This is a genomic window from Streptomyces xylophagus, assembly GCF_000716435.1.
Classification (GTDB): Bacteria; Actinomycetota; Actinomycetes; order Streptomycetales; family Streptomycetaceae; genus Streptomyces; species Streptomyces xylophagus.
The window spans coordinates 344756-360121 of sequence record NZ_JNWO01000007.1 but is presented as its reverse complement, the minus strand read 5'-3'; the positions used below and the strand labels follow the sequence as shown (position 1 = coordinate 360121).

The window sequence follows — 15366 nt, the reverse complement described above, 5'->3', positions numbered from 1 at the left end:
ACAGCATGGGCGTGCGAAAATCACGCCCATGCTGATCAGAGAAGCCGCGGCCGACGACTGGCCGCGGATCTGGCCTTTCTGGCACCGGATCGTCGCCGCCGGCGACACCTACACGTGGGCCCGGGACACCTCCGAGGAGGCGGCCCGGGCCTTGTGGACGAACCCGCCGAAGCGCGTCTACGTCGCCGAGGACGAGACCGGGACCGTCGTCGGCTCCGCCTTCGTCACCCCGAACTACGGCGGCCCCGCCGACCGCATCGCCAACGCCGGCTTCATGGTCGACCCCGACCACGGAGGACGGGGCATCGGCCGCGCCCTCGCCGCACACATCCTCACCGAGGCCCGCGCCCAGGGCTTCCGGGGCATGGTCTTCAACGCCGTCGTCGAGACCAACCCCGCCGTCAAGCTCTGGCTCTCCCTCGGCTTCACGATCCTGGGCACGGTGCCGGACGCGTTCGACCATCCCCGGGACGGGCGCGTGGGCCTGCACATCATGTACCGCGCTCTCTAGAAGCGACTTCCAGCAGCGCCTTCTAGCCGAGTGGCGCCGTCCGCACCCACGGGCGCAGCTTCTCCAGCTCCGCCGCGAGCTCCAACAGCGCTGCCTCCGACCCCGGCCGCCCCACCAGCTGTACGGCGCAGGGCGCGCCGGAGGGCAGGGTGCCGAACGGGACCGACATCGCGGGCCAGCCGGTGAGGTTCCAAGGGGGCGTCATCGGCGAGTAGTTGGTGTTGGCCAGCACATTGCGCAGCCAGCCCCGCTCGTGCCACGGCCCGGCCTTGGGGGAGCGGCGGGCCAGCGCCGGCGTCAACAGGATGTCGTACTCGGCGAAGAAGGGCGCGAGGCGCTCCCGCAGCCGCTCACGGCCCTTGCCGGTGCGGACGCTCTTCACGAACCGGCGCCCGATGGCCGCGTGCACCCGGGTCCGCCGCGTCAGCTTGCGCGGGTCGAGCCCCGCCGCGTCCACCGAGGTACCCGCCGTCCAGTGCGCGAGCGATGTGTTGCTCAGGGACAGCGGATACGGCGGATCGGCGCGGTGGACCGCGTGACCGGCCCCGGCCAGCAGCCCGGCCGCCTCCCGGACGGCGGTCGTATACGGCTTGCTGACGGCGACTCCGACGAGCGGGCTGCGGACGGAGACGGCGACTTTGCGGGAGGTGGGCTCGTCGGGTCGTACGACCTCGGTGTCGGCGATGACCGAAAACATCAGCCGGGCGTCCTCGACGGTCGTCGCGAGGGGGCCGTTTTCGGACATTCCGAACCAGTCGCCGTCGCCGATGCCGGCCGGGACGACCCCGAAGCCCGGCTTGATGGTGACCAGGCCGCAGTTGGCCGCCGGGATGCGCAGTGAGCCCATGCCGTCGTTGCCGAGGGCGATCGGCACCATGCCGGCGGCGACCGCGGCCGCGCTCCCGCCCGAGGAACCCCCTGCCGTGCGGGTGGTGTCCCACGGGTTGCGGCTGGTGCCGTGGACGCCCTCCGTAGTGCCGAAGACGCACAGCTCGGGCACGTTCGTGAGTCCTACGACCACCGCGCCCGCCGCGCGTAGCCTGGCCACGGTGACGTGGTCGTGGTCGGCGGGGGTGTCCGGGGTCGCGGCGGAGCCGACCCGGTTGGACTCGCCTGTCACAGCGAGGTTGTCCTTCACGGCCAACGGCACGCCCGCCAGGGGCAGTTCGGCGAGATCGGCCCGCGCGGCCACCTCATCGGCCTCCTTGAGCGCCGCCTCCGCCCGCACCACCCGGAACGCCCCGACCCGCCCGTCGAGCCGTTCGATCCGGGCCAGATGCTCGGCCACCACCTCACGCGGCGTGACCCGCTTCTCGCGTACGGCGGCGGAGATCTCGGCGGCGGTACGGCCGACCCAGCTGGTCACGGGCGCGCTCCTTCGTTCTACTCGCGAGTACGTAGGGAGAACTGTGCCTCGGCCGGGGCGGCGCGTCGAGGGGTGGCCGGTCTTGGACATTCGGAGGCGTCTTCTTGGACTTTTCACGGGCCGCTCGCGAGCAGGCGCCCATTGACCTGCTGGTGATCCGATCAATGGCTCAACTCGCCTGCTGCCGCGCCCCATTGACAGCCCCATAGGGCAGCTCAATCATCAGACATCCGATGATTTGGAGCCGCTCATGAGTACGTATCCAAGACGTCAGGTACTCGGCGCGACGGCGGGCGTCGCCGCCTCGGCCACCCTTCCGCTTGTTGTTCCGCTCTCCCTGGCGACGGACGCGCGGGCCGCCGAACCCGTCGCCACCCGGTCCGGACCGTGGGTCCCCGTCCCCGAGCCGGTCCCCGTCCCGCTCGACGGCCTCTACGACAACGACGGCATCGACACCGCCTCCGCACGCGGCGGCGACTTCGACGGCTCCGGCTACACCTTCCCGGGCGAGGCACTCCCCACCGGCCGCGTCGAGGTCGACGGCATCACCTTCCTCTTCCCCTCCTCGGCCGCCGGCGCCAAGAACAACGTCGTCGCGATGGGCCAGCGCGTCGAACTGCCCCAGGGCCGCTACCTGTCGGCCGCCTTCCTCACCTCGGGCAGCTACGGCAACGCCTCAGGCAACGCCACCGTCCACTACGCCGACGGCTCCACCACGACCGGCGGCCTCGGCGGCGCCGACTGGTACGCGGCCGGCGGCTCGCTCTCCGCCCCGTACCGCTACCGGCCGGACGGCACCCAGGACCAACACGGCGTCGGCATCGGCACCTCGGAGGTCTGGCTCGACCCGCAGCGCGAGGCGGTCGCCCTCACCCTCCCGGTCACCAACCCGGCCGAGGCGGGCCGGACTTCCCTGCACGTCTTCGCCCTCTCCCTCCAACCCGCCGCCCAGGGAAGGGCGTTGGCACTGCGCGACGCCCACTCCACGAACTCGCTGCTGGAGTCGTCCGGCGCGCAGAGCGTCGAGGCGACGGTCGTGAACGCCGGTACGGTCGCGATCCTCGCGGGCGACGGAGTGTCCGTGCGCGTCGACGCCGAGGGTGCCCGCACGGTCGAGCCCGCCCGTGTCCGGCGACTCGACCCCGGTGAGCAGGCCCGCGTCCGCGTCGGCATCCGCAGCGGTGCCACGCCCGGCACCGTGCGGGACGGCACGGTGACCGTGACCGGCCGCGGCGCCCAAGCGGCCGTATCTCACGAGCAGTTGACCCTCGGTGTCGCCGACTACCGGCCCACCGAGACCTCCCTCGCCGGCCACCAGGCGCCGTACTGGTTCCAGGGGGCCAAGTTCGGCATCTTCATCCACTGGGGCGTCTACTCGGTGCCCGCCTGGGCGCCGGTCGGCCAGCAGTACGCCGAGTGGTACTGGGACCAGATGCAGGACCCGAACAACCCGACGTACGCCTACCACCGGGACACCTACGGCGAGGACTTCGCGTACGACGACTTCATCCCGCGCTTCACCGCCGAGAAGTTCGATCCGCGGGCCTGGGTGGAACTGTTCCGGGACGCGGGCGCCCAGTACCACGTGCTCACCTCGAAGCACCACGAGGGCTTCGCGCTGTGGGACACCAAGGTCTCCGACCGCAACGCCGTGAAGATGGGCCCCAGGAGAGACCTGGTCAAGGAACTCTTCGACGCCTCACGTCGCCACACGCCCGAACTCCACCGCGGGCTCTACTTCTCGATGCCGGAATGGTTCAACCCCGACAACCCGTGGATGGGCCACGCCCCGCGCAATCCGTACACCCTTCAGCCGCTGCCGTACACCGGATACACCGCGGGCAAGGACTTTGTGACGGAGTATCAGGCCCCGCAGATGCTGGAACTGATCCACGGCTACGACCCCGAGCTCATCTGGTGCGACATCGGCGGCGCCAACGACAGCCTCGATGTGCTGGCGGAGTACTTCAACCACGCCAAGAACCGCCGCCGTCCGGTCGACGTGACCGTCAACGACCGTTCGGGGATCGCCTTCCACGACTTCACCACGCCCGAGTACACGACGTACGAGAACACGGTCGTCGCCAAGTGGGAGTCCAGCCGCGGCCTCGACCCGTTCAGCTACGGCTACAACCGGGCGACCCCCGACGACGGCTACATGACGGCCGAGGAGGTCGTGCGCAACCTCGTCGACATCGTGTCGAAGAACGGCAACTTCCTTCTCGACATCGGCCCTCGGGCCGACGGCTCGATCCCCGAGATCATGCAGACCCGGCTCCGCGAGACGGGCCGCTGGCTGCGGGTCAACGGCGAGGCGATCTACGACACGACGTACTGGTCGCGGATGGCGCAGCTCGGCGCCGACCTGAGGTTCACGGTCCGTCCCGACGAGGCCTTCTACATCCACTCGCTGGTCGAACCGGGCGCGAAGCTCACCGTCGAGGCGCCGGTGCCGGTGCGCGCGGGCGACAAGGTGACACTGCTCGGCCACGACCGGCCCCTGACCTGGACCGTGACGAACGGAGCACTGGTGATCGACGTACCCCTGGCGGCCCGGAAGTCGGGCCAATACGTGTGGGTCTTCAAGGTGGAGTGGCATGGCTGAGCACAAGAAGAGACGGTTCCGGTTGGTCGGCTTCGCGGCGGTGTTCGCACTGCTCGCGGCCCCCGCAGTGCCGGCGGTCGCGGTCCAGCAGACGGGGGCGGCGGTGCCGGTCACCGTCCCCGCGCTGTCCAACTGGACTCCCGCATCCGGGAGTTACAACTTCGGCGGCGGCGCGCGCATCGTCGCCGACAGCAAGAGTGAACGCGAGGTCGCCGACACCCTCGCCGACGACCTGAAGGCCGCCGGTCATGGCGCGGTTCCCGTCGTAAGGGGCGGAGCCCGACCCGGTGACATCGTGATCGAAGTCCGGTCGGCGAAGGGATCGTTGGGCGCCGAAGGCTATGAACTCCAGGCAGATAAAAGGCTGTTGGTGACCGGTGCGACCGAGACCGGTGCCTTCTACGGCACCCGCACCCTCCTCCAACTGCTCGCCCAGGGTGACCGCATCCCGGCCGGACGCACGGTCGACGTACCGCGTTACAAAGAACGCGGGGTCGGCGTCTGCGCCTGCTACATCCACATCTCCCTGCCCTGGCTGGAGAACCTGGTGCGCGAGATGGCGTACCACAAGCTCAACCAACTGCTCCTGGAAATCAAGGTGAAGAGCGACGCGCACCCCGAGGCCAACACCTGGGGCTACTACACCAAGGACGAGCTGCGCCGCCTCGTCGCCCTCGGCGACAAGTACCACGTCGAGATCATTCCCGAGATCAACTCCCCGGGCCACATGGACCCGTGGATAGAGAACCGCCCCGATCTCCAACTCACCGACAGCGACGGCAACAAGCAGCCCGCCCGCCTCGACGTCACCCAGCAGGCCGCGTTCGACTACTACACGAGCCTGATGGACGAGTACGCGCAGGTCTTCACCGCGACGTCCTGGCACATGGGCGCCGACGAGTACATGCTCGGCTCCGACTACTCCAAGTACCCGCAGATGCTGCGCTACGCCCAGGAGAAGTACGGCGCCGACGCCACCCCGCAGGACGCCTACATCGATTTCATCAACCGCGTCCAGGCCCACGCGGCGAGCAAGGGCAAGAAGCTGCGCATCTGGAACGACGGACTCACCGGCGCCAACACCGTGCCGGTCGCGGCGGGCACGACGGTCGAGCACTGGCTGAACGTGCAGGAGAGACCCAGCCAACTCATCGCCCAGGGCTACCCGTTGATGAACGCGGCCTACTCCCTCTACCTCGTCCGCGGCGGCTTCCACAGCGACACCGAGTCGCTGTACGACCAGAGCTGGGACCCACGCAGCTTCGAGGGCGAGAAGCTGACCTCCAGCGAGGGCATCACCGGCGCGAAGATCAGCCTCTGGCCCGACAATGGGCGCGGCGAGACCGAGAACGAGGTCGCCACCGACACCGAGCCCGCGCTGCGGCACCTCGCCCAGGCGACCTGGGGCGACCCGCATCCCGATGCCACATACGCCGCATTCACCGCGCGGGGTACGGCAGTTGGGCATGCGCCCGGGTGGCGGGACCTGACCCAGGTGCCGGTGACGGACGGAACGTACACCTTCCGGACGTCGGGTGCCTCCTTCGCCGCCACGGTGCAGCGCACGGCGGACGGTTACGCGACCGTGCGGACCGCCGACGGCTGCCTGGAGGTGCAGGGCGGCAAGCTCACCCTCAACGTGCCGCTCCAGCCGGGAGCCGCGGCGACCCCGCAGCCCTGCGATGCCGCGAACACCATGCAGCGCTGGGAGTTGACGCCTTCGACGGGCGGTTACCGGCTCGTGAACGCGATCACGCAGATGGCGCTGAGCGTCGCGGACGACGGACGGCTCGTGCAGTACCCGCCGGACCAACACCAGCCGGCCATCTGGCACTTGACCGCCAACTGACCCGAGGAGTCCCACCCCATGGCCCTCTCCCGACGTCTCTTCGTCCTCTCGGCCACCGCCCTCGCCGCGACCGCGACCGCCACGACACCCGCCCTCGCGGCGACCCCACCCCCGTCCGACTCCCGCTACCGCATCCCCGTCAGCCCGGACGACACCGAGGCCGAACTGGTCCGCAAGGCCTCCCAAGTCCGGCCCACCGCACGGCAGGTGGCCTGGCAGCAGCTGGAGCGGACCGCGTTCCTGCACTTCGGCGTGAACACCTTCACCGGGCTCGAGTGGGGGACCGGCGACGAGGACCCCAACGTGTTCCAGCCGACCGGCCTCGACACCGACCAGTGGGCCCGCGCCCTGCGCGACGGCGGTTTCAAGCTCGCCATCCTCACCGTCAAGCACCACGACGGCTTCGTCCTCTACCCGTCCCGCTACACCAACCACACGGTGGCATACAGCAGTTGGCGTGCGGGAGAGGGCGACGTACTGCGCTCCTTCGCCGACTCCATGCGGCGGTACGGCCTCAAGGTCGGCGTCTACCTCTCGCCCGCCGACGAGAACCAGTACCTCCACGGCGTCTACGCCAACGGCAGCGTACGCGGCACGCGCACCATCCCGACACTCGCCGCCGGTGACGACCGCACGCCGGACGCCTTCTACACACTCGACGCCACCGACTACGGCGCCCACATGCTCAACACCCTCTACGAAGTGCTGACCGAGTACGGCCCGATCGACGAGGTCTGGTTCGACGGCGCCCAGGGCCGCATCCCGCCGGGCAAGGTCGAGGACTACGACTGGGACAGCTGGTACACGCTGGTCAGATCGCTCGCTCCGGACGCGGCGATCGCCGTGACGGGCCCGGATGTGCGGTGGGTCGGCAACGAGGGCGGCACCGCGCGGGAGGACGAGTGGAGCGTCCTCCCGGTCAAGGAGGAGCAGTACGGCCGCACGGACTGGGCGCTGTCGTACGACACCCCTGACGAGGGCAGTCGTAGCGCGCTCGTCTCGGCGCAGCCGAAGACCGACTACCTGCAGTGGTGGCCCGCCGAGTGCGATGTGTCGATCCACGACGGCTGGTTCTACCACCCGGACCAAGTCCCCAAGAGCGTCGAGGAGTTGATCGACATCTACTTCGGTTCGGTCGGCCGCAACTCGGTCCTGCTGCTCAATGTGCCACCGGACACGGACGGCCTGCTGGCCGCCCCCGACGTGGCACGCCTGCGCGAGTTCCGCGAGCGCGTGGACCGGGAACTGCCCGAGGACCTGGCGCGCGGAGCCCGGACGACCGCCTCGCCGGGGCGGGTCGCCGTCGACTTCGGTACGGAACGGGAGGTGGACCGCGTCCGGTTGGCGGAGGACATCCGGCGCTACGGCCAGCAGGTCGAGGGCTTCGTCGTCGAGGCGTACGTCGACGAGGCCTGGACGGAGGTCACCCGGGCCGGAACGATCGGCGCGAGCCGCATCCTGCTGCTGCCCGCGCCCGTACGCGCCCGGCGGTGGCGGGTCCGCGTCACGGCAGCGCGGGACACCGTACGCATCGCGGAGTTCGGGTTGTACCGGTCGCGGGTCTGAGCGGCCCGCGACCGACCTCACATGTCCTTGAGGAGCTTCTCCAGGAAGACCAGGGATTCGGGGCCCGGTGAAGCGACCAGGCTCAGCCGGTCCATGACCGCGAGGTAGCGGTCGACCTCTTCGGGCTTGTCCAAGTACAGGGCGCTGGTGAGCTGTTCGAGATAGACGATGTCCGGCAGGTCCGGGACCGGGAAGCGCAGCACGGTGATCGGACCGCCGGCGGCCGCGTGGCCACCCACGTGGAACGGCAGCACCTGGAGCGTGACGTTCGGCAGGGCGGACACCTCGACGAGGTGCCGCAGCTGTTCGCGCATCACGTCGGCCCCGCCGAGCGGTCGGCGCAGCGCCGCCTCGTCCACCACGACCCACAGCTTCGGTGCGTCGGGTCTGGTGAGCAACTCCTGGCGGGTCATGCGGAGTTCGACGCGGCGCTGGATCGAGTCGGGGGTGTCGACGGGACGCCCGAGCCGGATGACGGCCTCGGCGTACGCGGCGGTCTGCAACAGGCCCGGGATGAACTGGACTTCGTACGTGCGGATGAGGGAGGTGGCCTCCTCCAGCCCCAGGTGCTGCTCGAACCAGGTCGGGAAGGCGTCGCCGTACGCGCGCCACCAGCCGGGTTCGTTGGCGCGGCGGGCGGAGTCCAGGAACTCCTGGCGCGCGTCCGGTGCGTGGAGGCCGTACAGCGTCAACAGGTCGGCGACATCGCGTTCCTTGAAGCCGACCCGGCCCAACTCCATGCGGCAGAGCTTGGCGTCCGAGGCCCGTATCGCCGAAGCGGCAGTGTCGCGCGTGATGTTGAGGGACTCGCGCAGGCGACGCAGACGCGTGCCCAACATGATGCGCTGGACGGTCGGACCACCGCGCTGAAGGCTCAGCACGTCGGAGCTTGATGGCGCGTATTCCGGTTGAGCTGCAGTCATGTTCATCCCCTCGGCGGCCGCGCCGATACCGTCCGCAAGTTTTCGGGACTCAAAACAGGATCGTAGCACCGAGGTTCCGGATAACTGCGGGGAGTGAAGGAGCCGGAAGGTGCCGGCCTGTGTCCGGCGCCTTCCGGCCATCCGCGGGTTTGCCTGACTTCAGCGGCCGGGGAGTAGGCCGTCGAAGTCGCCGTCCTTCACACCGCGGACGAACGCGGAGATCTCGGCGCTGGTGTAGACGAGCGCCGGACCTTCGGGATGGCGCGAGTTGCGTACGGCGATGTGACCGTCGGAGAGCGCGGCCAACTCGACGCAGTTGCCCTCGGGGTTGCTGTGGTGGCTCTTGCGCCACTGTGCGCCGCTCAGCAGGGTCGCCGCCATGCCGTTCTCGTGCTGGTTCTGAGGCCTCATCGCTCCCCCGGAAGATCGAATGCAATTGCAGCTTCAATTGCACCCATTGGTGATGTGGAGGACGATAGCCCTCGGGGGGACCGCTCGCAAGATCGTCTGCAATTGCAGCGGTAATTGCCGATGCACTTGCGTTCGCAGGGGCAGTCGGAGGACGATGTTCCGGACAGGTGTAGTGCGCGCAGTTGTTCTCTCTTCCCAGGGGTCTCAGGGGTCGCGATGTCCGCAGAGCAAGACGTACGACCGGTCGATGCCCTGCGTGTCGAGGGGACTTGGGAGTGGCTGTGCCGCGCCGTCGACGAGGTGGGCAGACCCGACCCCGGGCAGACCGTCACCCTGATCCCCGCCGTCGGGGACGGGACCAACCCCGCTCTCTGTTCCGTCCTGGTCGTGCCGCCGATGCCTCAATCGGCTCACGTGGCACGGGACTTCACCCGGGCCGCGCTGGCCGACCGGGCCGGGGGCGAAGTCGTCGACGACATGACGGTCACGGTGTCGGAGCTGGTGAGCAACGCGTTGCGCTACGGCCGGGCGCCCAACTCCCTGGTGGAACAGCAGCCTTCGCTGTGGCTCGCGGTGTGGGACCGGCTGCCGTACGCGGTGTGCGCGGTCACCGACGACAGCGATCGCATACCTGTGGAGGGGTGCCCCGACGAGTTCGCTGAGTCCGGGCGCGGTCTGCAGGTGGTGTCCGCGCTGAGCGAGTCATGGGGCTGGAACTTGCGGGCGGGCGGCGGGAAGACGGTCTGGGCGCTGTTCCGCCTCTGACACGAGTCACGCGCTCGCCTCCTACCGAGAGACGCTCGAATCCTACCGAGAGACGCACGAAAGAGGGGCACCGGCAACGCCGGTGCCCCTCTTCGGTGTTGGTGCTCAGACCTTGCGGCCGATGCCGCAGATCGCGTCCACGTCGGACGGGTCGCGGCCCACGTCGACCGGCTCCGGGTGCCACTGCGAGGTGGGCACGATGCCGGGCTCGATGACCTCCAGGCCCTTGAAATAGGCCGCGATCCGCTCGGGGCCGCGCAGGTGGTACGAGCTGGCGGAGTTGGCGTTGTACACCGCAATCGCCTGGTTCAGCGCCGCGTTGGTGTCGGTGCCGTCGCTCAGGGCGAGATAGCTGCCCGGGGGCAGGGCGTCCAGGAAGCGGCCCACGACGGCCTCGGGCTCGTCCGAGTCCGGGATCTGGCCCAGGATGCCCAGCATCGTCAGCGCGATCGGCTTGCTGAAGTCCAGCGTCTGGGCCGCGACTTCGAGAATCCGGTCCGGGTCGCGCACATCGGCCTCGAGGTAGGCGCAGGCGCCCTCCGGGGTGCTGGTGAGCAACGCCTGGGCGTGCACCAGCACCAGCGGGTCGTTGTCGACGTACACGATCCGGCTCTCGGGCGCGATGCGCTGCGCGACCTCGTGCGTGTTGTCGACGGTGGGCAGGCCGGTTCCGACGTCGAGGAACTGGCGTATGCCCGCGTCTTCGGCGAGATAGCGAACAGCCCGTACCAGAAAGCGGCGTTGGAGGCGGGCGAGGAGGGCGATGTCCGGGAACATCTGGACGATCATTTCGCCGGCTTCGCGGTCCGCGGCGTAGTTGTCCTTGCCGCCCAGGAGGAAGTTCCACACACGGGCGGAGTGCGGCCGGTCGAGCTGGAGCCGGTCGGCCAGCGGGTCTTCGGAGGTCATGGGCAAAGCCTCACACGAAGTACCCGACGGTGTCCGGCGATTCGGACTCGAATCGGGAGTTACGGCACGCTCATACCCGGGCCGGTCCCGTGCTGTCCCGCTCGATCAGCCGCGGCACCGGCACCCGCACCGTGCGCGCCGGACCGCCGTCCAGCAGAGCGGTCAACTCCCGCGCCGCCGTGCGGCCGAACTCCACACTGTCCCGGGACAGCGCCGACAGCCATGGCCTGACCATGCGGCACAGCGCCGAGTCCTCCCAGGCGACCACCGACACGTCCGCCGGTACGGAGCGGCCGAGTTCGGTCGCGGCGGCCACCCCGGCGACGGCCATCACGTCGTTGTCGTAGATCAACGCCGTTGGGGGAGCGGCGACTTCGAGGACCCGGCGGGTGACGGCGGCTCCCGCCGCGTCCGAGTAGTCGGTGGTCACCGAGTGCACCTCGGTCAGCCCGCGCCGCGCGGCCTCGGCGCGCAGGGCGCGGATACGGCGCTCGGTGTGCGCGAGGCCCGGCAGGCCTGCGATGTGCGCGATCCGCCGGTGGCCGCGCGCGTACAACTCGTCCACCACGGACGCCATCGCGCCCGCGTCGTCCGCCCACACCGTCGACAGGCCGGGGTGACGTTCGTCGGGCGCGCCGCCGATCACCACGGCGGGCAGGCCCAGTTCGTCGAGGAGGTCGGGCCGGGGGTCGTCGGTGCGCGGGTCGGCCACCAGGACGCCGTCGACCCGGTGTTCGGCCCACCAGCGCCGGTACACCGCGCACTCGTCGTCGACGTCCTCGGCCATCTGGAAAAGCAGGCCGAGATGACGTTCGGCCAGTACTTCCTGGATGCCCGACACGAGTTGGAGGAAGAACGAGTCGACGCCGAGGGTGTCCGCGGGCCGGGCGAGGACGAAACCGACCGTCGCCGCACCCTCCCCGGACAGCGCCCGCGCCGCCGTACTGGGTCGCCAGCCCAGCTGTTCCGCGACCCGGCGCACCCGGTCGCGGGTGATCTCGGAGACGCCGGGACGGCCGTTGAGCGCGAAGGAGACCGCGCTCTCGGACACGCCGGCGCGCTGCGCGATGTCCTTCATCGTCGGCCGACGCGCGGGCGACCGCTTGCCTGACAAGCCTGCACTCCATTCCACCGGTACCACGCACTAATGCGCTTGAGTCAGCACACCCTAAAGCGCATTAGTGATCCACCGCAAGAATGCCAACACACCTCTCTGATCAGGGATGTTGGCCGGATCGGGCCAACTAATGAATTTAGCTGAGCAGAATCCATTGACTCGCCTGCCGGACAGCGTGCAAGGTCTGCCCCGGCACGATTGGCCACCCCCACCGCAAAGGAGCCACCCTCCGTGCGCATCTCCCGCAGAGTCTTCGCCGCCGCTGCCGCCGCCGTAGTCCTCATGCCGCTGAGCGCCTGCGGCTCCGGGGGAGACGACGGCGGATCGACCGACGCCTCGGGCAAGGTCGAGGGCGACATCACCTTCCAGACCTGGAACCTCCGCGCCAACTTCAAGTCGTACTTCGAGGGCGTGGTCTCCGGCTTCGAGAAGAAGTACCCCGGCACCCATGTGAAGTGGATCGACCAGCCCGCCGAGGGCTACGCCGACAAGATCAGCGCGGACGCCGCCGGCGGCACCCTGCCCGACGTCGTCAACGTCTCCCCTGACCTGGTCGCCCCGCTCGCCAAGGCGGGCCTCGCGCTCGACCTCGACAAGGCGGCCGCCAAGTACAAGAGCGAGTACCTGCCCGGTGCTTGGGCCAGCCACCAGATACCGGGCATGACCGGCACGTACGCCTTCCCCTGGTACCTGAACACCGGCCCGCTCTTCTACAACAAGTCCCTGTTCAAGCAGGCCGGACTCGACCCCGACCAGCCGCCGACGACGTACGACGAACTCTTCGCCGACGCACTCCAGTTGGCGCAGAAGACCGACGGCAAGGTCGCCACCCTCGCCAACGTCCCCACCGTCGAGGACTTCGGCCGCTACGGCGTCGAGCTCATGAACAAGGCGGGCACCGCCTTCGCCTTCAACGACGCCAAGGGCATCGAACTCCTCACCAAGTACAAGGAGTTGTACGACGCGAAGGCCCTCGACCCGCAGGCGCTCACCGCCACCCCCGAGTCGTCCGGCAAGAAGTTCCTCACCGGGGCCGTCGCCATGAACCCCGGCAGCGCCCTGGACCTCGACAACTTCAAGAAGCAGGCGCCCACCCTGTACAAGAACATCGGCATCACCGACCAGATCACCAGCACCGGGCACGTCAACATGTACGTGATGGGCGTGATGGTCAACTCCAAGACCAAGCACACGGCCGCCTCCGTGGCCTTCGCGCACTACGTCACCGACGCTCAGCAGCAGATGTCGTTCGCGAAGAAGGTCGCCATCTTCCCGAGCACCGCCGGCTCCCTCGACGACCCGTACTTCACCAAGGAGGACGGCACCGACGAGACACGGGTGCGGATCGCCGCCGCCAAGTCCCTGAAGAACGCGGTGAATTACACGCCGGTGCTGTTCAGCGAGCAGATGAAGACCGCGCTGCGCAACGAGGTGGCCAAGGCGCTGCAAGGCAAGGAGAGCCCCAAGACGGCTCTTGACAACGCTGTCAAGCAGTGCGACACGCTTCTCCAGCAGCAGGGATAGTCCGCGATGGCCCTCTCCACCGTCTCCCGGGTGCGGCGCCAACTGCCCACCAGCCCCTGGCTGTTCGCCGCCCCCGGACTGCTGATCACCGGCGTCTTCATCCTCTACCCGTTCGGCTCCACGCTGGCCAACGCCTTCACCGACCGGCGCACGCTGATACCGGGCCACTTCGTCGGCTTCGCGAACTTCCGCGAGCTGTGGCACGACGACATGTTCTGGACCGGCCTGCGCAACAGCACCCTGTACATCGTCGGAGTGGTCCCCGCACTCGTCGTACTCCCGCTGCTGCTCGCCCTGTTGGTGCAGAAGAACATCCCCGGCATCACCTTCTTCCGGTCCGCCTTCTACACGCCGGTCGTCGCGTCGATCGTCGTGGTCGGGCTGATCTGGGTGTGGCTGCTGGACGAACGCGGCCTGGTCAACTCGCTGTTGGAGACGATCGGGGTCGGCCGGATCGGCTTCCTCAGCGACCAGTGGCTGCTGCTGTTCAGCGCCATGGCCGTCACGGTGTGGAAGGGCCTCGGCTACTACATGATCATTTATCTGGCCGCGCTCGCCAACGTGCCGCGTGAACTGCACGAGGCCGCGTCGGTCGACGGCGCGGGCGCGATCCGCCGCTTCTTCACGGTCACCGTGCCCGCCGTCCGTTCCACGATGGTGCTGGTGGGTGCGCTGTCCTCGGTGGCCGCCTTCAAGGTGTTCTCCGAGGTCTATCTGATGGCGGGCCCGAGCGGCGGACCGGCGGGCGAGGACACCACCCTCGTGATGCTTGTCCAGCGCACGGGTACGGGTCTGACGGGGCGGGTCGGTTACGCCTCGGCCCTCTCGGTGGTCGTCTTCGTCGTCACCGTCGCGTTGATGCTGCTGGTCCTGCGGGCCGATCGGAGGGAGGACGCTTGAGTGTCATCGAGCGCGCAAGGCCCGTCGAGAGGGCCGCTGTTCGTGAGCCGCGTGTCACCGACGAGCACGGCCGCCGCATCCGCGTCTGGGAACTCGCCCTGCGCTACACGCTGTTGCTCGCCGTCCTCGCCATCACCGTCGGCCCTTTCCTGTGGCAGCTCTCCACCTCGCTCAAGGGCCCGACCGAGGACATCTACAGCTCACCGCCGACCTTCCTCCCCGAACACCCCACCCTGCACAACTACAAGCGGGTCGCCGACACCATCCCCGTCTGGGACTACGCCTTCAACTCGCTGAAGGTCGCCTCCGCCAACGTCGTGACGAACTGCGTCGGTTCGGCACTCGCCGGGTACGCGCTGGCCCGGCTGCGCTACCGGGGCCGCCGCGTGGCCACCCTCGTCTTCATCCTCGCGATGCTCGTGCCGGTGGAGGGCATCATCATCGCCCAGTTCACCACCATGCGGGAGCTGGGCCTCAACAACACCCTGATCGGGGTGGTCCTCCCGGGCTGCATCGGCGCGATGAACGTCCTGCTGATGCGCAACGCCTTCCTCAACCTGCCCTACGAGATCGAGGAAGCGGCCTACGTCGACGGCGCCAACGTGTGGCAGCGGTTCCTGCGGATCGCGCTGCCGTCCGTGAAGGGCACCGTCGCCGTCGTCGCGATCTTCGCCTTCATGGGCGCCTGGGACGACTTCCTGTGGCCGCTCATCGTGCTCAGCGACCCGTCCAAGTTCACGCTCACCATCGGACTCAACTATCTGCACGGCACCTTCGCCAACGACGAACGCCTTGTGGCCGCCGGCACGGTCATCGCCGTGGCACCACTGATCGCCCTCTTCGCCTGCCTCCAGCGGTACTTCTTCCGGGGCGTGGGCGAAGGCGCCGTGAAGGGCTGACCGCCGGTTGAACCCCTCCCG

13 protein-coding genes are annotated in these 15366 nt (G+C 69.0%); 8 read left to right on the top strand and 5 right to left on the bottom strand.

Going from position 1 to position 15366, the window contains the following annotated elements; all coding sequences use genetic code 11:
• The first annotated feature begins 28 nt into the window (after positions 1 to 28).
• Positions 29 to 511 carry a GNAT family N-acetyltransferase gene (locus OO70_RS16665; RefSeq protein WP_043670888.1) on the top strand — a complete coding sequence of 161 codons (483 nt, stop codon included), beginning with the start codon at positions 29 to 31 and terminating at the stop codon, positions 509 to 511.
• 22 nt (positions 512 to 533) lie between these two features.
• Here the strand turns inward: OO70_RS16665 and OO70_RS16660 are convergent, their stop codons facing one another.
• Complete coding sequence (locus tag OO70_RS16660) at positions 534 to 1877, bottom strand: amidase (RefSeq protein WP_043670884.1); 1344 nt, start codon at positions 1875 to 1877, stop codon at positions 534 to 536.
• 250 nt (positions 1878 to 2127) lie between these two features.
• Between OO70_RS16660 and OO70_RS16655 the strand changes: the two genes are divergently transcribed.
• From OO70_RS16655 to OO70_RS16645, 3 genes are read left to right on the top strand one after another with little or no spacing between them, the layout of a single operon-like run.
• On the top strand, positions 2128 to 4482 hold the full coding sequence (locus tag OO70_RS16655) for an alpha-L-fucosidase (RefSeq protein ID WP_043670881.1): 2355 nt from the start codon (positions 2128 to 2130) through the stop codon (positions 4480 to 4482).
• Entirely contained in the window at positions 4475 to 6331 is a 1857-nt protein-coding gene (locus OO70_RS16650) for a family 20 glycosylhydrolase (RefSeq protein ID WP_043670878.1), read from the top strand. The genes OO70_RS16655 and OO70_RS16650 overlap by 8 nt, the downstream gene beginning before the upstream one ends.
• Positions 6332 to 6349: 18 nt before the next feature.
• Entirely contained in the window at positions 6350 to 7897 is a 1548-nt protein-coding gene (locus OO70_RS16645) for an alpha-L-fucosidase (protein ID WP_043670875.1), read from the top strand.
• 17 nt (positions 7898 to 7914) lie between these two features.
• On the opposite strand, the gene OO70_RS16640 is transcribed toward OO70_RS16645, so the two are convergent.
• On the bottom strand, positions 7915 to 8820 hold the full coding sequence (locus OO70_RS16640; protein ID WP_043672580.1) for a helix-turn-helix domain-containing protein: 906 nt from the start codon (positions 8818 to 8820) through the stop codon (positions 7915 to 7917).
• Positions 8821 to 8979: 159 nt separating this feature from the next.
• The gene (locus tag OO70_RS16635) at positions 8980 to 9231 is read right to left on the bottom strand and encodes a DUF397 domain-containing protein (RefSeq protein WP_043670870.1); all 252 of its coding nucleotides are present in this window, start codon (positions 9229 to 9231) and stop codon (positions 8980 to 8982) included.
• A gap of 216 nt (positions 9232 to 9447) precedes the next feature.
• Between OO70_RS16635 and OO70_RS16630 the strand changes: the two genes are divergently transcribed.
• Positions 9448 to 9996 (top strand): ATP-binding protein, encoded by a 549-nt coding sequence (locus OO70_RS16630; RefSeq protein WP_043670868.1) that lies wholly within the window; start codon positions 9448 to 9450, stop codon positions 9994 to 9996.
• 105 nt (positions 9997 to 10101) lie between these two features.
• Here OO70_RS16630 and OO70_RS16625 read toward each other — a convergent pair whose 3' ends face one another.
• Positions 10102 to 10905, bottom strand: coding sequence for an SAM-dependent methyltransferase (locus tag OO70_RS16625; protein WP_043670865.1), 804 nt, complete (start codon positions 10903 to 10905; stop codon positions 10102 to 10104).
• Between the two features lie 70 nt (positions 10906 to 10975).
• Complete coding sequence (locus tag OO70_RS16620) at positions 10976 to 11983, bottom strand: LacI family DNA-binding transcriptional regulator (protein ID WP_051741397.1); 1008 nt, start codon at positions 11981 to 11983, stop codon at positions 10976 to 10978.
• 270 nt (positions 11984 to 12253) lie between these two features.
• Here OO70_RS16620 and OO70_RS16615 point away from each other — a divergent pair, with 270 nt between their 5' ends.
• The 3 genes from OO70_RS16615 to OO70_RS16605 are packed head-to-tail and all read left to right on the top strand — an operon-like array spanning position 12254 to position 15345.
• Positions 12254 to 13546 carry an ABC transporter substrate-binding protein gene (locus tag OO70_RS16615; RefSeq protein ID WP_043670859.1) on the top strand — a complete coding sequence of 431 codons (1293 nt, stop codon included), beginning with the start codon at positions 12254 to 12256 and terminating at the stop codon, positions 13544 to 13546.
• A 6-nt stretch (positions 13547 to 13552) separates the two neighbouring features.
• The gene (locus tag OO70_RS16610) at positions 13553 to 14446 is read left to right on the top strand and encodes a carbohydrate ABC transporter permease (protein WP_043670857.1); all 894 of its coding nucleotides are present in this window, start codon (positions 13553 to 13555) and stop codon (positions 14444 to 14446) included.
• Positions 14443 to 15345: a carbohydrate ABC transporter permease gene (locus tag OO70_RS16605; RefSeq protein ID WP_043670855.1), complete on the top strand. Its 903-nt coding sequence runs from the start codon at positions 14443 to 14445 to the stop codon at positions 15343 to 15345. Before OO70_RS16610 ends, OO70_RS16605 begins: the two co-directional genes overlap by 4 nt.
• The last annotated feature ends 21 nt before the right edge of the window (positions 15346 to 15366 follow it).